The sequence below is a fragment of the Kribbella capetownensis genome (assembly GCF_004331485.1).
GTDB lineage: Bacteria > Actinomycetota > Actinomycetes > Propionibacteriales > Kribbellaceae > Kribbella > Kribbella capetownensis.
Genome location: NZ_SJKD01000007.1, coordinates 336,850 through 356,728, shown reverse-complemented (window position 1 = coordinate 356,728; position 19,879 = coordinate 336,850). Strand labels below are relative to the sequence as shown.

The 19,879-nt window shown below is 68.9% G+C and carries 20 protein-coding genes; 14 read left to right on the top strand and 6 right to left on the bottom strand.

Annotated elements, in window-relative coordinates; translation table 11 throughout:
• Positions 1 to 5: 5 nt before the first annotated feature.
• Positions 6 to 461, bottom strand: a complete 456-nt coding sequence (locus tag E0H75_RS29725; protein WP_131352856.1) for a succinate dehydrogenase hydrophobic membrane anchor subunit — start codon at positions 459 to 461, stop codon at positions 6 to 8.
• Between the two features lies 1 nt (position 462).
• Positions 463 to 840 (bottom strand): succinate dehydrogenase, cytochrome b556 subunit, encoded by a 378-nt coding sequence (gene sdhC / locus E0H75_RS29720; RefSeq protein WP_131516989.1) that lies wholly within the window; start codon positions 838 to 840, stop codon positions 463 to 465.
• Between the two features lie 135 nt (positions 841 to 975).
• On the opposite strand from sdhC, the gene E0H75_RS29715 reads away from it, so the two are divergent.
• The gene (locus E0H75_RS29715) at positions 976 to 1,791 is read left to right on the top strand and encodes an MBL fold metallo-hydrolase (RefSeq protein WP_131516988.1); all 816 of its coding nucleotides are present in this window, start codon (positions 976 to 978) and stop codon (positions 1,789 to 1,791) included.
• Here E0H75_RS29715 and E0H75_RS29710 read toward each other — a convergent pair.
• On the bottom strand, positions 1,788 to 2,927 hold the full coding sequence (locus tag E0H75_RS29710) for a glycosyltransferase (protein ID WP_131516987.1): 1,140 nt from the start codon (positions 2,925 to 2,927) through the stop codon (positions 1,788 to 1,790). The two genes, E0H75_RS29715 and E0H75_RS29710, sit on opposite strands and share 4 nt — an antisense overlap.
• Positions 2,924 to 4,036 (bottom strand): glycosyltransferase family 4 protein, encoded by a 1,113-nt coding sequence (locus E0H75_RS29705; RefSeq protein WP_131516986.1) that lies wholly within the window; start codon positions 4,034 to 4,036, stop codon positions 2,924 to 2,926. The genes E0H75_RS29710 and E0H75_RS29705 overlap by 4 nt, the downstream gene beginning before the upstream one ends.
• 233 nt (positions 4,037 to 4,269) lie before the next feature.
• Here E0H75_RS29705 and E0H75_RS29700 point away from each other — a divergent pair, with 233 nt between their 5' ends.
• The 3 genes from E0H75_RS29700 (at position 4,270) to E0H75_RS29690 (ending at position 7,639) form a co-directional block, all read left to right on the top strand.
• Positions 4,270 to 5,850 carry an acyl-CoA mutase large subunit family protein gene (locus E0H75_RS29700; protein WP_131516985.1) on the top strand — a complete coding sequence of 527 codons (1,581 nt, stop codon included), beginning with the start codon at positions 4,270 to 4,272 and terminating at the stop codon, positions 5,848 to 5,850.
• 66 nt (positions 5,851 to 5,916) lie between these two features.
• Positions 5,917 to 6,549, top strand: coding sequence for a hypothetical protein (locus E0H75_RS29695; protein ID WP_131516984.1), 633 nt, complete (start codon positions 5,917 to 5,919; stop codon positions 6,547 to 6,549).
• 79 nt (positions 6,550 to 6,628) lie between these two features.
• Positions 6,629 to 7,639 (top strand): hypothetical protein, encoded by a 1,011-nt coding sequence (locus E0H75_RS29690; protein WP_131516983.1) that lies wholly within the window; start codon positions 6,629 to 6,631, stop codon positions 7,637 to 7,639.
• Positions 7,640 to 7,643: 4 nt separating this feature from the next.
• Here the strand turns inward: E0H75_RS29690 and E0H75_RS29685 are convergent, their stop codons facing one another.
• A complete protein-coding gene (locus E0H75_RS29685; protein ID WP_131516982.1) occupies positions 7,644 to 8,831 on the bottom strand; it encodes an amidohydrolase in 1,188 nt (395 codons plus the stop codon).
• Positions 8,832 to 9,064: 233 nt separating this feature from the next.
• Here E0H75_RS29685 and E0H75_RS29680 point away from each other — a divergent pair, with 233 nt between their 5' ends.
• The 10 genes from E0H75_RS29680 (at position 9,065) to E0H75_RS29635 (ending at position 19,145) form a co-directional block, all read left to right on the top strand.
• On the top strand, positions 9,065 to 10,123 hold the full coding sequence (locus E0H75_RS29680) for a BMP family lipoprotein (protein ID WP_131516981.1): 1,059 nt from the start codon (positions 9,065 to 9,067) through the stop codon (positions 10,121 to 10,123).
• Positions 10,124 to 10,239: 116 nt separating this feature from the next.
• Positions 10,240 to 11,751, top strand: coding sequence for an ABC transporter ATP-binding protein (locus E0H75_RS29675; RefSeq protein WP_131516980.1), 1,512 nt, complete (start codon positions 10,240 to 10,242; stop codon positions 11,749 to 11,751).
• Positions 11,751 to 12,860 carry an ABC transporter permease gene (locus tag E0H75_RS29670; RefSeq protein ID WP_131516979.1) on the top strand — a complete coding sequence of 370 codons (1,110 nt, stop codon included), beginning with the start codon at positions 11,751 to 11,753 and terminating at the stop codon, positions 12,858 to 12,860. The genes E0H75_RS29675 and E0H75_RS29670 overlap by 1 nt, the downstream gene beginning before the upstream one ends.
• On the top strand, positions 12,857 to 14,119 hold the full coding sequence (locus E0H75_RS29665) for an ABC transporter permease (protein ID WP_131516978.1): 1,263 nt from the start codon (positions 12,857 to 12,859) through the stop codon (positions 14,117 to 14,119). The genes E0H75_RS29670 and E0H75_RS29665 overlap by 4 nt, the downstream gene beginning before the upstream one ends.
• Positions 14,120 to 14,123: 4 nt before the next feature.
• On the top strand, positions 14,124 to 14,519 hold the full coding sequence (locus E0H75_RS29660; protein ID WP_131516977.1) for a cytidine deaminase: 396 nt from the start codon (positions 14,124 to 14,126) through the stop codon (positions 14,517 to 14,519).
• Positions 14,519 to 15,796 (top strand): thymidine phosphorylase, encoded by a 1,278-nt coding sequence (locus E0H75_RS29655; protein WP_202873230.1) that lies wholly within the window; start codon positions 14,519 to 14,521, stop codon positions 15,794 to 15,796. Before E0H75_RS29660 ends, E0H75_RS29655 begins: the two co-directional genes overlap by 1 nt.
• A 55-nt stretch (positions 15,797 to 15,851) precedes the next feature.
• Positions 15,852 to 16,487, top strand: a complete 636-nt coding sequence (locus E0H75_RS29650) for a hypothetical protein (protein WP_131516976.1) — start codon at positions 15,852 to 15,854, stop codon at positions 16,485 to 16,487.
• Entirely contained in the window at positions 16,481 to 17,440 is a 960-nt protein-coding gene (locus E0H75_RS29645; protein WP_131516975.1) for a hypothetical protein, read from the top strand. Before E0H75_RS29650 ends, E0H75_RS29645 begins: the two co-directional genes overlap by 7 nt.
• A gap of 89 nt (positions 17,441 to 17,529) precedes the next feature.
• Positions 17,530 to 18,174 (top strand): hypothetical protein, encoded by a 645-nt coding sequence (locus tag E0H75_RS29640; RefSeq protein WP_131516974.1) that lies wholly within the window; start codon positions 17,530 to 17,532, stop codon positions 18,172 to 18,174.
• Positions 18,168 to 19,145, top strand: coding sequence for a hypothetical protein (locus tag E0H75_RS29635; protein ID WP_131516973.1), 978 nt, complete (start codon positions 18,168 to 18,170; stop codon positions 19,143 to 19,145). Before E0H75_RS29640 ends, E0H75_RS29635 begins: the two co-directional genes overlap by 7 nt.
• Positions 19,146 to 19,195: 50 nt before the next feature.
• Here E0H75_RS29635 and E0H75_RS29630 read toward each other — a convergent pair whose 3' ends face one another.
• Positions 19,196 to 19,807 carry a hypothetical protein gene (locus E0H75_RS29630; protein ID WP_131516972.1) on the bottom strand — a complete coding sequence of 204 codons (612 nt, stop codon included), beginning with the start codon at positions 19,805 to 19,807 and terminating at the stop codon, positions 19,196 to 19,198.
• Positions 19,808 to 19,879: the final 72 nt, after the last annotated feature.

The window sequence follows — 19,879 nt, the reverse complement described above, 5'->3', positions numbered from 1 at the left end:
CGTCCTTACTTACAGACCGACAGCGTGCTGCTGGGGTCGAGGCAGGGGTCGAACGTGAAGATCACCAGGGTGCCGAGGACGACGATGACGATCGCCGCCGTGATCAGCAAGGCCTTGAGCCAGAACCGGGTCTGGTCCTTCTCGGCGTAGTCGTTGATGATCGTGCGCAGCCCGTTGGTGCCGTGCAACATCGCCAGCCACAGCATCAGCAGGTCCCAGACCTGCCACAGCGGGTTGGCCCACTTGCCGGCCACGAACCCGAAGTCCAGCGCGGTGATGCCGCCGCCGAGCATCAGGTTCACGAACAGGTGGCCGAGCACGAGGACGACCAGGGCCAGGCCGGACAGCCGCATGAACAGCCAGCTGTACAGCTCGAAGTTGGTCTGACCGGAGCGGTTGCGGCCGCCGCCCTTCAGCGAGCGGGAGCGCGAGCTGGACCGGGGTGCGGCGATCTCCGACATCTCAGCCTCCGAACACGTGGGTCAGGTGCCGGATCACGAACGGCACGAACAGCACCACCCAGATCACCCCGACGCCGATCATCAGCTGCCGCTGGTAGCGCGGGCCCTTGGCCCAGAAGTCCACCAGGATCAGCCGGATGCCGTTGAACGCGTGGAACAGGATCGCCGCCACCAGACCGACCTCGAGCAGGCCGACGATCGGGTTCTTGTAGGTGCCGATGACCTCGTTGTAGGCCTCCGGGGAGACCCGCACCAGCGCGGTGTCGAGCACGTGCACCAGCAGGAAGAGGAAGATCCCCACGCCGGTGATCCGGTGCGCCACCCACGACCACATGCCCTCCCGGCCGCGATACAGCGTGCCGGCTGGTTTGCTGGGCACCAGATCCTCCTTGTCGCGAACACCAGGTCTTCTTGATGCTAGACCCGGTCCCTGAGGTGAAATGTACTGACAGATGTGACATCGATCGCGATGCGTGTGAGATCGGTCGCGTCGGCCGACTGAGGGGAGAACACGGTGAGTTTCTGGATCTGCGCGACCTGTGCGGTGGAGCACTCCGAACAAGTGGAGGTCTGCGCGATCTGCGCCGACGAGCGGCAGTGGGTACCGGCCGACGGCCAGCAGTGGACCACGCTGGAGGAACTGGCCGCGGCCTGCACCGAGGTGACCATCGAGGAGGTGGAGCCGAACCTGTACGGCGTCCGCTCGAAGCCGCCGGCCGGGATCGGCCAGCAGTCGATGCTGGTGGTGACGCCGGACGGCAGCCTTCTCTGGGACCCGATCGGGTACGTCGACGACGACGCGGTCCGGCGGATCCGCGAACGGGGCGAGGTGGCCGGGATCATCGCGAGTCACCCGCACATGTACGGCGTCCAGGTCGAGTGGAGCCACCGGCTCGGTGACGTGCCGGTGTACGTGTCCGAGGCCGACGCTGAGTGGGTGGCCCGGCAGGACCCGGTGATCCGGACCTGGTCGGGCAAGCTGAACCCGTTGCCCGGGGTGACCGTGATCCAGCCGGGCGGGCATTTCCCGGGCAGCGCGGTGGTGCACTGGACGGAAGGTGCCGAGGGCAAGGGTGTGATCCTGTCCGGGGACACGATCTTCGCCAACCCGGACCGGACCTCGGTCAGCTTCATGCGCAGCTACCCGAACCGGATCCCGCTGTCGGGCGCGGTCGTGGACCGGGTCGCCCGCGCGCTCGACCCGTTCGAGTACGACCGGCTCTACAACAACTTCGGCGCGTCGATCCCGGTCGACGCGAAGGCCGTCGTACGCCGATCGGCCGATCGCCACGCCGCCTGGGTCCGCGGCGACTACGACCACCTGACCTAAGCGGCCAGGCGCCCCTGGCCCAGCCGGGTGTGGAGGGCCAGCATGTGGCGGATGCAGGAGTCCCAGTCGTAGAGCTCGGCCCGGCGACGGGCCGCGGCTCTGCGGCCGGGCAGCTTCGCCAGTTCGAGTACGGCGTCCGCCAGGGCGACCGGGTTCGCCGAGGCCCAGCGACCGCAGGACTCGTCGACCAGTTCGCGCGCTCCACCGGTGTTCGCCGTGACGACCGGCGTACCGGCGGCGAGGGCTTCTAGCACAGCCAGGCCGAAGGTCTCGCCGGGGCAGACCGACAATGCGATGTCCGCCGCGGCCAGGTGCGTCGCCAGGCGCCGGCGGCCGTCGACGTACCCGTGGAAGACGACCGGGGCGTCACCGGCGATCGCGACCAGCTCGTCCAGGTGGGGTCCCGAGCCGTAGACGTCCATGCGTAGGTCCACCCCGCGGCGATGCAGCTCGGCCGCGGTGGCGACTGCCAGGTGCGGGCTCTTCTCACGGGACAGCCGGCCGGCGTGGACCAGCTTGAGTACGCCGTCGTCCACCGGCTCGGCCAAGGACGGGTGGAACGTGTCCAGGTCGACTCCGAGCGGGATCCGGACCAGCGGCGTCGTCACCTCGTCGAACTCGGCCGCGGCGTACCGCGACGTCACCACGACCGCGTCGTATGTGCGGCTGAGGATCTTGTAGAGCGCGCCGACGCCGGCGATGACGCCTTGGCGGTACTGCGCCCCTTCGCCGCCGAGCCGCCGTGGCCGGGCGGTGTACAGCGACAGCATCGCGTCCAGGCGTTCGTGGCTGAACAGAACCGAGCCGATGTCGTTCTTGCGGGCCCAGCGGGCGACCGGCAGCAGCGTGGATTTGTCCGAGATCTCCACGCTGGTCGGCCGGAACCGCTCGAGCGTCTCGATCACCTTCCACGGGTCGGTGATGAGCCGGTACCCGCCGGCGATCTTCAGGGCCTTGGTCCGGACCACGGTGCCGAACTCGGTGTCGATCGCCACGTCCCGTTCGCCCGGGGTGATCACGATCCGCTCGGCGCCGGCCTCGACGTACCCCTGACCGAGATGCTCGATCGCGGTCCGCATTCCACCGGACGTCGGCCCGACGAAGTTGGCCAGCTGGGCGATCCGCAGCGAGCTCATGCGACCCGCCGTACGGCTGCCGCCTCGCGCAGGACCTCGGCGTAGTGCCGGTCGACCAGATCGTCGACCACCGCCGGCCAGGTCCGGGACTGCACGCGTTCGAGGCCGCCGGCGGCCATCCGGCCGCGAGCCGTCGGGTGATCGAGCAGCGTCTTGACCGCCTGCCGCAGCGATCCGGGCCGGCCGGGCTCGAACAACAGGCCGTTCTCGCCCGGGTGGATCAGATCGAGCGGGCCGCCCGCGGCCGGGCCGACGGTGGCCACCCCGGAGGCCTGCGCCTCCTGGATCGTCTGGCAGAACGTCTCGTGTTCCCCCGTGTGCACGAAGACGTCCAGCCCGGCGAAGATCGAGGCCAGGTCGGCGCCCCGGCGCATCCCGAGGAAGGTTGCGCTGGGCAAGGAGTGTTCCAGCGACGCGCGGTCCGGTCCGTCGCCGACGACGACGATCCGGCAGTCCAGGTCGGTCAGTTCGGCGAGCCGGCGGACCTTCTTCTCCGCGGCCAGCCGGCCGACGTACCCGACGATCGGCTTGCCGTCCGGAGAGATCTCCCGGCGCCAGTTGTCGTCGCGGTGACCGGGGTCGAAGAGGTCCAGGTTCACGCCGCGACCCCACAGATGGACCCGCGGTACGCCGCCCTGTACCAGCGCCTCCACCGACGCGGTGGACGGTGCCAGGGTGCGATCGGCTCGCGAGTGGGTACGCCGTACCCAGCGCCAGATCCCACGATCCGCGGCGGCGAACCAGGGGTACTGGCGGGCGAACCCGGCGATGTCGGTCTGGAAGATCGCCACCGTCGGCAGCCCGAGCCGGCGCGCCGCGCGCAGCCCGTAGGCGCCGATGATGAACGGCGAGGCGAGGTGGACCAGGTCCGGGTCGAAGTCGGCCATCGCCCGCTCGATCGACGGATCGGGCAGCCCGACCGGGAACTCCTTGTACCCGGGCGTCCGGAAGCTGCGGGCCCGGATCACGGGCACGTCGGCGTAACTGTCCGGACCGGGGCCGGGGGCAATGATCAGCAGCTCGTGCCCGCGGGCGCGCAGCCGATCGGCGACGTGGCGAGCCGTGTTCGCCACGCCATTGATCTGCGGCAGGAAGGTTTCAGCCACCATCACGATCCTCACAGCTGTGAGGTTCCCCATCGCGCATGAACCCTCGGCGACACCTTCGTGACACCGCGTCGATTCCCTGTCGACGCGTTCGCGGATTTGAAGTGTCCTTCAGGTTGACGGCCGGCGGTGTTCGGTGCGGCCCCGGCCAACTGTGGGAGTCGTCACAGGTCGTGCTCGATGTCACCCACGCGGTGCATACCAGTGGGAGCGTGGTTCGGCCTACCGTGGGGGGCATGAGTCATCGCAGCGAGTCGGGGTTCGAGTTCGCGCCGGTGTACGGGCCGGAGGTGCTGGACGGGTTCGAGCCGGGCGGCAAGCTGGGGGAGCCGGGGAAGTACCCGTTCACCCGGGGTGTGTACCCGACGATGTACACCGAGCGGCCGTGGACCATGCGCCAGTACGCCGGGTTCGGCACCGCGGCGGAGTCGAACCAGCGGTACCACCAGCTGATCGACCACGGCACCATGGGCCTGTCGGTCGCGTTCGACCTGCCCACTCAGATGGGCTACGACTCCGACGCTCCGATCGCGCACGGCGAGGTCGGCAAGGTCGGGGTGGCGATCGACTCGATCGACGACATGCGGGTGCTGTTCGACCGGATCCCGCTGGACCAGGTGTCCACCTCGATGACCATCAACGCCCCCGGCTCGGTGCTCCTGCTGCTGTACCAACTCGTCGCCGAGGAGCAGGGGGTCGCCGGTGACAAGCTCACCGGCACGATCCAGAACGACGTACTGAAGGAGTACATCGCCCGCGGCACCTACATCTATCCGCCGAAGGAGTCGCTGCGGCTGATCAGCGACATCTTCGCCTACTGCAAGGCGGAACTGCCGCGCTGGAACACGATCTCGATCTCCGGCTACCACATGGCCGAGGCCGGCGCGACGCCCGCGCAGGAGATCGGCTTCACGCTGGCGGACGGGATCGAGTACGTCCGGGCCGCGGTCGCGTCGGGCCTCGACGTGGACGAGTTCGCGCCCCGGCTGTCGTTCTTCTTCGTCGCCCGGACCACGCTGCTCGAGGAGGTGGCGAAGTTCCGCGCCGCCCGGCGGATCTGGGCCCGGGTGATGCGCGATTCCTTTGGTGCCAAGAATCCCAAGTCGCTGATGCTGCGGTTCCACACCCAGACGGCCGGCGTACAGCTGACCGCGCAGCAGCCGGAGGTGAATCTCGTCCGGGTGGCGATCCAGGGGCTGGCCGCCGTACTCGGTGGGACGCAGTCTCTGCACACCAATTCGTACGACGAGGCGATCGCGCTGCCGACCGAGAAGGCGGCCCGGCTCGCGCTGCGCACCCAGCAGGTGCTCGCCTACGAGACCGACGTGACCGCCACCGTCGACCCGTTCGCCGGCTCGTACGTCGTCGAGTCGCTCACCGACGAGGTGGAGGCGGCCGCGGTCGAGTTGATGGATCAGGTCGAGGAGTACGGCGGTGCGGTCGCCGCGATCGAGAAGGGCTTCCAGAAACAGGAGATCGAGCGGTCGGCGTACGCGATCGCACAGGAGATCGACTCGGCCGAGCGTGTCGTCGTCGGGATGAACAAGTTCCGGATCGCCGAGGAAGAGCCGTACGAACCGCTCCGGGTCGACCCCGCGATCGAGGCCCAGCAGGTCGAACGCCTGGCCAAGCTCCGGGCCGAACGCGACCAGCCGGCCGTCGACGAGGCCCTGGCCGCGCTGAAGACGGCGGCCGAAGGCAAGGCCAACTGCCTTTACCCGATGAAACAGGCGCTCAAGGCACGAGCGACCGTGGGCGAGGTCTGCAACACCCTCAGGGATGTGTGGGGTGTCTACGTCCCCGCTGACACTTTCTGACCCGAGCCGATAAGGTCCGCTCGAACGCTAGCGTTGAGTGGACCTGCGGGTCGAGAGGGGTTGGGGATGGGGCGTCGAGGTATGGCGGTCGTCGGGGTGGTGCTGGGACTGCTGGTGTCCGCCGGTTGTGGACCCAGCGACGACGAGGGTGGCGGGTTGCCGACCTTGGGGCCCGAGTCGAGCGGGCAGCCGACCAGCGCAAGCACGACCCCGGAAGACACGACTGCTTCCCCGACCGCAGGGTCTTCCACCGGCGGGCCGCCGAACACGATCGCGGTGCACCGGCGCAAGGTCGTGGCCGCGTCGACCTCGGACAAGGCGGCCGCGGACGCGTTCATCAAGTACATCGAGGTCCGGCTGACGGCGTACCACAAGGTCCAGGTCGACCTCGACGCGCTGGGCAAGACGGCCACTGGCGACGCGCTGAACGCCGTTCGCTCCGACGTCGCGGGACTGCGCAGCCGCGGCCAGCACACTGTCGGCGAGGTGTGGGTGGACGTCCCCAAGGTGACCGCGCGCGGGTCGGCCGCGACGCTGACCTCCTGCATGGTGAACACCACGGTCGACGTGGATGCGAAGGGCAAGCCGATCGGCGCGCCGAAGCCCTTCTACAACATCACCAGCACGCTCCAACTGGGCGGCGGGAAGGTCTGGCTGGTCAAGACCATCAAGTTCGGTGGCGACAACCCGTGCCGTTGACGCAACCGAACCGCGTCATAGAACGTCTGAACCCACGTCTCGATAGCGTGGTACCACCAGAACTGGGGAGAGTTTTGCCATGAAGCGCACAGTATTCGCCACCGCCCTGGCGGGACTTGCTGCGGCGGCGGTCACGGCCGCGCCGGCGCATGCCGGCGGTGGACTCGAGCAGTCCGGTGACGGTGGCTACAAGATCTCCGTCAGCGTCACGATCACCAGCGACTCCGGTGCCGTGGTGCCGAGCGGCGGTACGTCGATCGCCGTACAGCCCACCTGCTGGTGGCGGCTGCACAACCCGGACATCGGCGGCAACGACGCGACCACGCCCGACGGCTTCCAGAAGTTCTACGACGAGTCGATCCCGCTGCTGAGCGGCCACGCCGCGGCCGGCCGGCTGTCGATGCCGTCGGCCGATGAGGTGAAGCGGGTGGCCGACGCCGCCAAGGGCGGCGCGAAGTACCGCTGGTACCAGCTGCAGTGCAAGGAGGGTGTCAGCGGCGTCAAGGAGGGCTACACCAAGTCCGGCGGCAACTACTACGGCACCGAGATCGGTATCGGCTGGGCCGCCTTCGTCGATGGGGAGGTGCCGGAGCCTTACGTCGCGCCGGAGGACCTCGCCACGTCGCTGTGGGACGTTGCCCAGCAGGGGCTGACCGACCCGGCGATCGACCGCAACCCGAAGGTCAGCCGCAACGGCGGCGCCACGCTGGTGAACGTGCCGACCTGGTTCTGGGTGACCAACCCGGCGACCGCGCTCGCCGACGACGGCAAGCTGCACCTGACCGCCACCGCCGGGAACACGACGGTGACGCTCGACGCGCAGAGCAACGGTGTCGCGTTCACCTCGCCGGCCGGGTCCACGTCGTGCTCGGTCAACCAGGCCAAGTACGCGTACGGCGCGGGCGCTTCGGAGGGCTCGGCCTGCACGATCTCGTTCGACCGGTCGAGCGCCGGCTGGCCGGTGACCGCCAGCACGACCTGGGGCGGCACCTGGTCCGGCAACGACGGCTCCGGCGCAGCGCTGCCGGAGGTCTATCACTCGACCACCGTCAACGTGCCGGTTGTCGAGGTGCAGGTTCCGAACCGCTGACCCTTCAGTCCAAGAGGGCGCAGGACGCCAGCACCGTCATCCCGACGGTGATGGCGTCCTCGTCCGCGGTGAACCCAGGTGTGTGCAGGTCGGCGGCCGTGTCGACCCCGAGGGGACGGACTCCCAGCCGGGCCATCGCGCCCGGAACATGCTCGAGGTACCACGCGAAGTCCTCGCCGCCCAGGCTCTGATCGGTCGCGGCCACCGCGTCGGGCGTGACCGCTTCGCTGACCGCGCGCTGGAACACCGCGATCGCTTCCGCGTCGTTCATGACCGGGGGTACGCCGTGCGTGACCTCGGTGCTGACCTCGACGCCGTACGGAGCGATCAACTGCTCGGCCAGGATGGGGATGAGGTCGGCGGCCAGCTTCCAGGCGCTGACGTCCAGGCACCGCACGGTGCCTTCGGCCTCACCGCGGGACGGTATGGCGTTCGCGGCCGAGCCGGCGGTGATGCGGCCCCAGACCAACGACAGGCCGGCCCGCGGGTCGACGCGGCGCGACAACGCGGCCGGTAGCTCGGTGACCAGGGTGGACAAGGCGTAGACCAGATCGCCGGTGAGGTGCGGGCGGGAGGTGTGGCCGCCGTCGCCGGTCAGCCGGACCAGCACCCGGTCGGACGCTGCCGTCAGCGCACCGACCCTGAGTCCGACCTGTCCGACCTGCAGCCGGGGATCACAGTGCAGGCCGTAGATCCGTCGTACCCCTTCCAGACCGCCGGCCGCGATCACACCGAGCGCGCCGCCAGGCATGACCTCCTCGGCCGGCTGGAAGATCAGCCGGACGCGGTGCGGCAGCAGTCCGTCGGCGGCCATCCGCGCGAGCACCTCGGCAGCGCCGATCAGGATCGCGGTGTGGACGTCATGACCGCAGGCGTGCGCCACGCCTTCGTACGTCGACCGAAAAGGGGAATCGACACCCTCCGTCACCGGCAGTGCGTCGATATCGGCGCGGAGCGCCACACAGGTGTCGCCGGAGCCGATGTCGCAGATCAGACCGGTGCCCGTCGGCAGCACCTGCGGGGACAGCCCGGCCGCCACCAGCCGCTGCCGGATCAGCTCAGTGGTCCGCACCTCGTGCCAGCCGAGTTCGGGATGCGCGTGCAGGTCGCGACGCACGGTCACGATCTCGTCCCGAACGGCGGCAACACGGCTCTGCAGGTCGCTGAGCAGCAGCTGCTGCGAAATGGTCATTGGCGAATTCTCGCATCGCAGCGGCGGAACAACGGCCCGGGCTCGGACACCGGACCGATCCGGTCAGCGTCACCTCACCCGCCGCGTCGGCGTTCTGGCTCAGCGTCACAGCCGAAACTACGATTGAGTAACGAGCATTTCAGTGACGCATCGTCAGTGGCTGGGGGGTCTCGCCGGGTCTATCGTTTCGCTGCGAACGCCTGCACGGGGCGATCAGGGATCGAGGAGGCATCTTGCGGCACACGACGAAGCTGGCGGCGCTCGCCGTCACCGTGGCGCTGTTGGTGGCGGGCTGCGCGAAGAAGGAAGACACCGGCGGTGCTGCCACCAGTGACGAGCTGTGCGCCGACAAGTCGGGGGCGGGACCCAAGATCGGCCTGGCGTATGACATCGGCGGCCGCGGCGACCACTCCTTCAACGACCTGGCCGCGGCCGGTGTGAAGAAGTCCCTGGACGAGTTGGACGCCACCTGTGAGGAGTCCGAGGCGTCCGCACAGGAGCCCGACTCCGCGAAGGAGGAGCGGCTGCGCACCCTGGCCGAGGCGGGCTTCAACCCGATCGTGGCGGTGGGCTTCGTCTACACCGAAGAGGTGAACAAGGTCGCCAAGGAGTACCCGGACAAGAAGTTCGCGGTCGTCGACGGCTTCGCCGAGGGCCCGAACATCACCAACCTGGTGTTCTCGGTCGAGCAGGGCTCGTTCCTGGTCGGTGTCGCCGCCGGTCTCAAGACCAAGGCGAAGCACGTCGGCTTCATCGGCGGTGCCCGGGGACCGATCATCGACCCGTTCGCGGCCGGTTACAAGGCCGGTGTGGCCGCGGTCGACCCGAGCATCAAGGTCGACATGAAGTGGCTGTCCGACAAGGGCGACGACAAGGCGTTCGCGAACCCGAGTGGGGCGAAGACCGCTGCCACCGCGCTGTACGACGCCGGAGCGGACATCGTCTTCCACGCCTCCGGACTGTCCGGCGGCGGCCTGTTCGACGTCGTCAGCACCAAGCCCGACGGCATCTGGGCGATCGGTGTCGACTCCGACCAGTACCAGACCGCGACGCCGGAGCAGCAGAAGCACATCCTGACGTCGTCGCTGAAGAAGGTCGACGTGGCCGTCTTCGACTTCGCTAAGGCGTTCAAGGACGGCACCACCAAGCCCGGCTACGACCTGTACGACATCAAGCGCGACGGTGTCGGCTACGCGACCAGTGGTGGCTTCCTCGACGACGTGACGTCCAAGATCGACGAGTACAAGGCGAAGCTGGTCTCCGGAGACCTCAAGGCGCCGTCGAAACTCTGACGAGTCAAACCCTCGGGCTCGGGCCGGTGACGCGGTAGCGTTGCGGCCCGGGCCCGAGGCTCGTCCCGGCGACAACGAGGTCGCCGCAAGACCTGGGAGCGTGTGACATCGACACCATGACTCAGACGATGGCCGTCCGGCTGAGGGGAATCGGCAAGAGTTTTCCCGGTGTGGTGGCCAATCACGACGTCGACATCGAGGTCCGGTCCGGCACGGTGCACGCCCTGGTGGGCGAGAACGGCGCCGGCAAGTCGACGTTGATGAAGATCCTGTACGGCGTGCAGAAGCCGGACGAGGGCACGATCGAGATCGCCGGCGACCAGGTCGTGCTGCACTCGCCGGCCGACGCCATCCAGCACGGCGTTGGGATGGTGTTCCAGCACTTCATGCTGGCCGACAACCTGACCGTCCTGGAGAACGTTGTCCTCGGCGGCGAGAAGCTGTACGGGATCGGCGACAAGGCCCGGGCCAAGATCAAGGAACTGTCCGACTCGTACGGCTTCGGCCTGTCGCCCGACGACATGGTCGAGGACCTCGGTGTGGGCCAGCGGCAACGGATCGAGATCCTCAAGGTCCTGTACCGCGGCGCGAAGATCATCATCCTGGACGAGCCGACCGCCGTCCTCGTCCCGCAGGAGGTCGAGTCGCTGTTCGGCAACCTGCGCGAGCTGAAGGCGCAGGGCTACACGCTGCTGTTCATTTCGCACAAGCTGGACGAGGTCCTCGCGGTCGCCGACGGCGTCACTGTGATGCGGCGCGGTACGACGGTCGCCGCCGTCCAGCCGAAGGACGTGACCGCCCGCCAGTTGGCCGAGCTGATGGTGGGTTCGGAGCTGCCCTCACCCAGCACCGAGGACTCGACCGTCACCGACGACGTCGAGCTCTCGGTCGAGAACGTGACGCTGGCCGGAGCGGGCGAGCGGAACCTGCTCGATGACGTGTCGTTGCGGATCCACCGCGGCGAGGTGCTCGGCATCGCCGGTGTCGAGGGCAACGGCCAGACCGAACTGGTCGAGCTGGTGATGGGAATCCGTCCGGCCACCTCGGGCCGGGTCCTGCTCGGGACCGAGGACATCACCACCTGGTCCACGGCGGCCCGCCGCAACGCCGGCATCGGATACATCCCCGAGGACCGCCACCGGCACGGCCTGCTGCTCGACTTCCCGCTCTGGGAGAACCGGATCCTCGGTCACCAGGACCGGCCGCCGACCGTGCGCGGACCGTGGATCAACAAGAGCGGCGCACGCAAGGACAGCCAGCGCATCGTCGACCAGTTCGACGTCCGGACGCCGTCGATCGAGACCACCGCCCGGGCGCTGTCCGGCGGCAACCAGCAGAAGTTCATCGTCGGCCGGGAGATGAGTGGCGACCCGGTCCTGCTGATCGCGTCCCATCCCACCCGGGGCGTGGACGTCGGCGCGCAGGCGGCGATCTGGGACCACATCCGCGACGCCCGCCGGCTGGGGCTGGCCGTGCTGCTGATCTCCGCCGACCTGGACGAGCTGATCGGCCTGTCGGACCAGATCCAGGTCATCCTGCGCGGCCGGCTGGTCGGCGAATTCGATCCTGACACGGTCACCCCGGAGCAGCTCGGCTCGGCCATGACCGGTGCCGGAGAAGAGGAGTGATGGGCAAGCTCGATCTGCGCCGGATCGCGTTGGCGCTGGCCGCGCCGGTGCTCGCGATCGTCGTCGCGCTGGTGATCACCTGCCTGATCCTGCTGGCGGCCGGCAGTTCGGTCTCCGGCTTCCTCAGCACGATCTTCTCGGTGCCGGCCGAGCGCAACGTCATCAACATCCTGAACAACGCCTCGATCCTGTACCTGTCCGGCCTGGCCGCCGCGATCGGCTTCCGGATGAACCTGTTCAACATCGGCGTCGAGGGCCAGTACCAGATGGCGGTCTTCACCGCCGCCGTGTTCGCCGCCCAGGGCTGGTTGCCGGGGCCGATCAACGTGATCGTCTCCATCATCCTGGCGATGCTGGTCGGCGCGATCTGGGCGTCCATCGCCGGTGTCCTGAAGGTCACCCGGGGCGTCAGCGAAGTGATCTCGACGATCATGCTGAATGCGATCGCCGTCTCGCTGACGGCGTACATGCTCCGAAAAGTCGGGGTGTCGACCGGTAGCAACCTGGCCACCGAGGAGATCCCGCGGGACAGCTGGGTGGGCGGCATCAAGCTGTTGTCCGGGGCCCCGAACGAGCTGCTCGGCCTGTCCCTGCTGGCCGTCCTCGGCGGGATCGGCTACGCCATCCTGCTGAACCGGTCGAAGTTCGGCTTCGCTCTCCGGGCCACCGGTACGTCGGCCAGCGCGGCGGTTGCCAGCGGCATCGACGTACGGCGGATGGTGGTCGTCTCGCTGATGATCTCGGGCGCGGTGGCCGGCCTGATCGGGCTGCCGCTGCTGTTCGGCAACTCGCACAGCTACGGCACCACGTTCCAGGCCGGGATCGGCTTCGCCGGCATCGCGGTCGCACTGCTCGGCCGGAACAACCCGATCGGCATCGCGTTCGGCGCACTGCTGTTCTCCTACCTGACCGAGCAGAGCAACCTGCTCGAGATCAATGCGCAGGTCTCGCCGGACATCGTCGCGATCAGCCAGGGCGTCATCGTGCTCGCCGTCGTCATCGCCTACGAGGTGGTCCGCCGGTACCGCAACGCGCTGGAACAGCGGCAGGTGGCAGCGGAACTCAGTACCTCGGCTCCGTCCGAGGCGACCCCGGAGGCGACCCGATGACGATGGCTCCCGAAGAGCTCCGGCCCGCCGGAGCCCCGTCCGCGGCCCTCGTGCCGCGGCGGCGGATCAGCATCTGGGTCTGGCTGCTCGTCGGCCTGGTCCTGATCTCCGCGGTCCGCGTCCTCACCGGCGCCAATGAGGTCGACTCGGCCGGCACCATGCGCGAGACGGTCAACGCATCGGTCCCGATCGCGCTCGCGGCGCTGGCCGGTCTGTGGTCGGAACGCGCGGGCGTGGTCAACATCGGCCTCGAGGGCATGATGATCCTGGGCACCATCGGCGCCGGGTACTTCGGCTACTGGTACGGCCCGTGGGCCGGGATCGTCGGCGCGATGGTCTTCGGCATGATCGGGGCCGCCCTGCACGCGCTCGCGACGGTGTACTTCGGGGTCGACCACATCGTATCCGGCGTGGCGATCAACATCATCGCGCTCGGCGCGGCCGCCTTCCTCGCCGATACCTGGTTCTCCGGCCTGCGCGGCGGTGGCCCGACCCAGTCACCACCACTGGACGCCCCGCTGTCGATCACGCTGCCCGGGATCTCCGATGCGATGATCACGCTGCAGGACAAGCACTGGTTCATCATTTCCGACCTGGCCTCACTCGTGGCCGCCGTCACCACCGAGCTGTCGAGCATGACGGTGCTGGCGGTGATCCTGATCGTCGGCAGCGCGCTGCTGCTGTGGCGGACGGGGTTCGGCCTGCGGCTGCGGTCCTGCGGTGAGAGCCCGGTGGCGGCGGAGAGCCTGGGCGTCAACGTCTACCGGTACAAGGTCATCGCCGTCCTGACGTCGGGTGCGATCGCCGGGGCCGGCGGTGCGTTCATCGCGCTCGTCTCGTCCGGGATCTACCAGAACGGGCAGACCGGTGGCCGTGGCTACATCGGCCTGGCCGCGATGATCTTCGGCAACTGGCGGCCCGGGGGTCTGGTGATGGGTTCGGTGCTGTTCGGCTACACCGACGCCCTCCAGCTCCGGGCCGGTGGCGAGGCCGTGCACGCGCTGCTGATCCTGGTCGCGATCATCCTGCTGGGTGTGGCGATCCTGCAGTTCCGGCGTGGGCTCAAGATCGCCGCCACCACCTCGCTGGTGATCGGGGTCGGCTTCGCGGTCTGGTTCTTCACCACCGACACGGTGCCGGCCGACTTCACCCGGATGACGCCGTACGTGACGACCCTGCTGGTGCTCGGGCTGGCCGCCCAGCGGCTCCGGATGCCGGCCGCCGACGGGTTGAGATATCGACGCGGGCAGGCAGGTTAGCGCCGTGCCGGGGGATGTCGACTGGCCGGCGCTGCGGGCGATCGCTGTCGAGGTGATGGGCCGTGCCTATGCGCCGTACTCCGGCTTCGCGGTCGGAGCGGCGGCGTACGTCGACGACGGGCGCATCGTTGCCGGGTGCAACGTCGAGAACGCGTCGTACGGACTGGCCCTGTGCGCCGAATGCGGGCTGGTGTCCGAGCTGCACCGCACCGGCGGCGGCCGGCTGGTCGCGTTCACCTGCGTGGACCAGCACGGCGACCTGCTGACGCCGTGCGGACGGTGCCGCCAGTTGCTGCACGAGAACGGCGGGCCCGACCTGTTGCTGGAGACGCCGACCGGGCCGCGGCCGCTGCGTGAGCTGTTGCCCGACGCGTTCGGGCCCGAGGACCTGGAGAAGTAGTGAGCTTCGACGCGGTGGATGTCATCCGCACCAAGCGGGACAAGGGCGAGCTGAGCGACGGCCAGATCGACTGGGTGATCGACGCCTACACCCGGGGCGACGTCGCGGACGAGCAGATGTCGGCGCTGGCGATGGCGATCCTGCTGAACGGCATGAACCGCCGCGAGATCGCCCGCTGGACCGCCGCGATGATCGCCTCCGGCGAGCGGATGGACTTCGCCAAACTCTCCCGGCCGACCGCGGACAAGCACTCGACCGGTGGCGTGGGCGACAAGATCACGTTGCCGCTGGCACCTGTCGTGGCCGCGTGTGGCGTCGCCGTACCGCAGCTGTCCGGCCGTGGCCTCGGCCACACCGGCGGCACCCTGGACAAGCTCGAGTCCATCCCGGGCTGGCGTGCGGCCCTGTCGAACGACGAACTGATGCGCCAGCTGGACGAGGTCGGTGCGGTGATCTGCGCCGCCGGAGACGGCCTCGCGCCCGCGGACAAGAAGCTGTATGCGCTGCGGGACGTGACCGGCACGGTGGAGGCGATCCCGCTGATCGCCAGCTCGATCATGAGCAAGAAGATCGCCGAAGGCACCGGTGCGTTGGTGCTGGACGTGAAGGTCGGCTCCGGTGCTTTCATGAAAGAGCTCGCCGACGCCCGCGAGCTGGCCGAGACCATGGTTGCCCTGGGCACGGACGCCGGTGTGAGGACCGTTGCCCTGATCACCGACATGTCGGTGCCGCTCGGATTGACCGCGGGCAACGCGCTGGAGGTCCGCGAGTCCGTCGAGGTCCTCGCCGGTGGCGGACCATCGGACGTGGTCGAGCTGACGATCGCGCTGGCGGCCGAGATGCTCGCGGCGGCCGGCGTCACGGACGTGGACCCGGCCGAGAAGCTCCGCGACGGTACGGCGATGGACGTCTGGCGCACGATGATCGCGGCCCAGGGCGGCGACCCGTCCGCCGTACTCCCGGTCGCCCCCGAGCAACACGTCGTACCGGCTCCGGCCACCGGCGTACTGTCCAAACTCGATGCCCTCGGCATCGGCGTGGCCGCGTGGCGCCTCGGTGCCGGCCGCGCCCGCAAGGAGGACCCCGTCTCCCCGGTCGCCGGTGTCGAACTCCACGCCAAACCCGGCGACCAGGTGACCGAGGGGCAGCCGCTCCTCACCCTCCACACCGACGACCCGACCCGCTTCGACCGCGCCCTCGAGTCCCTGACGGACGCGATCGAGGTCGCAGCGTCGTACGACCGGCCCCCACTGGTGATCGACCGCATCGGCGAGTGAGCTGGCCCTCTCCGACGGTAAGGTGTCCGGAGCGACCGGATAGTCGGAGGTGTCTGTGGTTCGCGCACGGCTTGCTGCCCTGCTGCTGGTGCCGATGATGGTGCTGCCCGCAGCCTGTGGTGGATCGGACGACACAGGTGGCCTGCCGGAGGCGGGCGCGGATTCGAGCGGTCCCTCGAGCAGTACCCCGGCCACGACACCGGCCTCGGCTGCGACGCCCACGCCGGTGCCGACCACCAGCACCCAGAAGTACGGTGCACTGACCCTCGTCATCAACCACAAGCCGGCCCCGCCGGCCGCCGCCGCCCAGGCGCTGCAGGCGTACGACGCCTTCGAGCGTGCCTCGCACAAGACCCAGGCGACGAACGTCGAGGATCCGGCCCTGGCGACCTGGGGCGCGGCTGCCGCGCTGCAGGACATCCGGAGCATCCTGCAGAGCCAGAAGACCCAGAAGGTGCGCGCCGGTGGCGCGATCACTGTCACCACCAAGGTGGTCAGGACGAGCGCTGCCGCCGCAGCATTGGACACCTGCTACGACCAGTCGAAGTCGCTGCTGGTCCGGGCCAACGGGACGACGTACATGGGACCTGGCGCCAAGAAGGATCCCAAGCTCAGCGCGAGCGTGATCCTGGGCAACATCGCCGGTGTCTGGAAGGTGACCGAGTACAACCTCAAGGCGGAACCATGTTGATCCGACGACTGGCGATCCTGACCGCACTCGGAGTGGCGGGCGTGGCGACCGCGGCGCAGCCGGCCTTCGCCGACCGCACGACGCCGACACCGGGTGCCGGCGGCAACACCATCAGCATCACGATCACCGGGACCGGGGTCCGTAGTGGTTCGGGCGGACAGGGCGGGACACAGACGGTGTCGACGCCGGTCCCGTGCACGTACATCCAGAGCCTGACCGGCAAGGGTTACTACGAATGGGTCAAGAACGGCGGCACCATGGGCCGCGGACCCAACGGTGACACGATCGATCCGTACCCGGGGTACGAGAAGTACAAGGACGACGACAAGGGCCACTGGTACGGCGGCATGTGCTCGTCGGAGTCCTTCGGTGACGACCTGGACGCCTTCTTCAAGTACTCCGACGCCTGGTTCGCCGAGCACCGCGGCGTCTACGTACCGGCCGGTGGCACGCCCCCGATCCCGCCGGTGCCGCCGGAGATCCTGCGCAACGTCGCCTTCGACGCCCTGACCGTGCCGGCACCGCGGCTGGACTGGAACCCGAAGCACAGCGGCGATGCCGCGACCCTCGTCAACCTCGACACCTGGGTCTGGCTCGCGGACCGCACCACCAACTACTACGTCGAGGCCTCGGTCAACTCGATGGTCGGCCGGATCTCGGCCCGAGTGGACGCGGACCTGACCGGCATGACCGTCTCGGCCCCGAACGCCGACACCGTCACGTGCCCGAACGCCGGCGTACCGTACGCGCCCGGCGCCACCGGCCAGTGCGCCATCACCTTCCACCAGGCCAGTGCCGGCGGTGGCACCAGCCCCGTGACCGCGAAGACCAACTGGCACACCACCTGGTCCTCCAACCCCGGCGGTCCCCGGGGCGACACCCCCGAACAACTCGACCCGGCCCCCGGCACCACCAACATCCGCGTCATCGAGGTCCAGGTCCCCAACCGCTGAGGCTGTTCGGCCCGCTGAACCCCCACGTCGTGGTGAACCGTTGAGCGGGTACCGTGTTCCCGGCTCTGTGCCTATCGACGGAGGTTTCTGTGGTCCGCTCGCGTCTGGCCGTACTGCTGCTGGCCCCGCTCGCGGTGCTCCCGGCAGCCTGTGGAGGCGGAGACGACACCAGCGGCCTGCCGACCGTCACCGAAACCGCACCGGCCAGCACGACGCCGACGGCGACCCCGTCCGGGACGCCCACCGCTCCGGCGTCGAAGCCGACCAGTGCACCGACGCAGGCGTCGGCGAAGTACCGAGACCTCACTCTCGTACTGCGCCGATCCGCCACGATCAACGCCAAGACGGAGCCCGCGGTCACCAAGTTCCTCAAGCTGCACGCGGCGTTCGGGGCGATGGCGGGCGGGAAGAATGCGCCGTCGGATCTGTCCACGACGGCGTCGCCGGCCGTGGTCAAGACCCTGGGCGACCTGCTCAAGACACAGCGGCAGAAGAAGGAACGCGGCGGCGGCACGTTGGTGGTCCGGGTCGTCAAGGCCGAGGCAGGTGCCAGCACCGCGGTGGTCGAGGGGTGCTTCGACCAACGCAAGGTCGTGATGATCCGGCCGGACGGAACCAAGTACGTCGATGCCACTGTCCAACAGATGCCGACCATGCTGGCCCGCGCGACCGTCTCCGCGACCGGCGGCACCTGGAGAGTCACCGAATACACGCTGAGTGAGGGATCATGTTGAGGCTACGCACACTGATCGCGATCGCCGGATGCGGTGCGGGATTCGCCCTGGCCGCGCCGGTCACGGCCTTCGCGTACGGCCACACGCCGACGACGACGCACACCGAGGGCGGGACCATCACCGTCACGGTGACGGGGACCGGGGTCAAGGGCGGGAGCGCCGGGCACGCCGCCTCGCGGACCGTGTCGGTGCCCTCGCCGTGCTACATGTCGCCCGGGATGACCGGCAAGGAGTACTACGAGTGGGTCAGCAGCGGGAAGGCCAACGCAGACTGGCATCACACCGGTGGTGACCTCGACGGACCCTTCACGCCGTACCCGGGATACGAGCAGCACAAGGACGACGACAAGGGCCACTGGTACGGCGGCTCGTGTTCCTCGGAGACGTTCGGCGACGACCTGGATTCGTTCTTCGAGTACGCCGACAAGTGGTTCGCCGCTCACAAGTCGGTCTACGTCCCGGCCGGCCAGGCCCCGCCGGCGCCGCCGGTTCCGCCGGAGCTGCTGCGCGACGTCGCCGCCGATGAGATGACGATCCCCGAGCCGGTGCTCGACTGGAACCCGAAGCGGGCCGGCGACGCGTCCACGCTGGTCAACATGGACACCTGGGTCTGGCTGAAGGACCAGCAGAAGGACCTGTACGTCGAGGCGACCGCGAACAGCGCCGCAGGTGCGCTGACCGCCCGCGTCGACGCCGCGCTGTCCAGCCTGACCGTGTCGGCCCCGAGCGCCGGATCGACCACGTGCAACGGCCCGGGTACGCCGTACGCCCCGGGCGCGTCCAACCCGTGCACGATCCAGTTCACCAAGGCCAGCCCGCTCGGCGGGACAACACCGGTCACGGCGACCACCACATGGCACGCGACCTGGTCGTACCAGGGCACCAACATGGGCGCGATCCCGCAGCAGCCGGCGCCGCAGAGCAACACCACCAACATCGGCGTGCTGGAGGTTCAGGCCGTCGCTCGTTGATCCAGGCAACGGGACCCGGCTCGGTGGCACCGAGCCGGGTCTTTTGCTGTCTACTCGGCGGCCGCCTTCTGGGTGAGGGCCTTGGCGTCGGCGGGGAGGGCTTCGACCGGGTCGGCGGCGAGGTCGGTGGTGGTGTGGGTGACGAGGACGGAGACGATGCTGTCGGTGCCTCGGCGGGACCAGGCGCGCTCTGAGTGGGTGACCTGCGTCGTTGTGCGCAGGAAGGTCTCGTAGCCCGTCAGGGTCGCCGGGAGGTCCTCCAGCAGGCCGTAGCCGCCGTTCGGGGGACCGGTCATCCGGCCGACGCAGTTCTTGTTGCCGCTGACAAGGAGATTCCAGTCCTTGGTCAACAACGCCGCGTCCTGGTAGGTGTAGACGAACGACTTCACCACGGTCCCGCCGCCCAGGGCGTACTGGACGAACTGCGCCTGATCCGCATGCTCCTGAAGCCCCATCGCCCCACCCAGCGTGCACCCGTTCGGCGGAACCCCATCCGCGTCCAGAGGTTCCTGCTGCGGCGCACCCGGCAGATCACTCGACTTCACCAGACCCGCGATCGACGCAGGCGGTCCCAGCGGCGGCGGTGCTGCTTGTTCATGCCCACAAGCCGTCAACATCGCCCCGCAGGCCAAGAGCATCACCGAGCCTGCAGCCCTGCGCATGGATGTCCCCAGTACTCGTTACCCCAGTCGACTGAAGGCACCGACCCTATCGCTCCGAGGACTCCCCGGTCA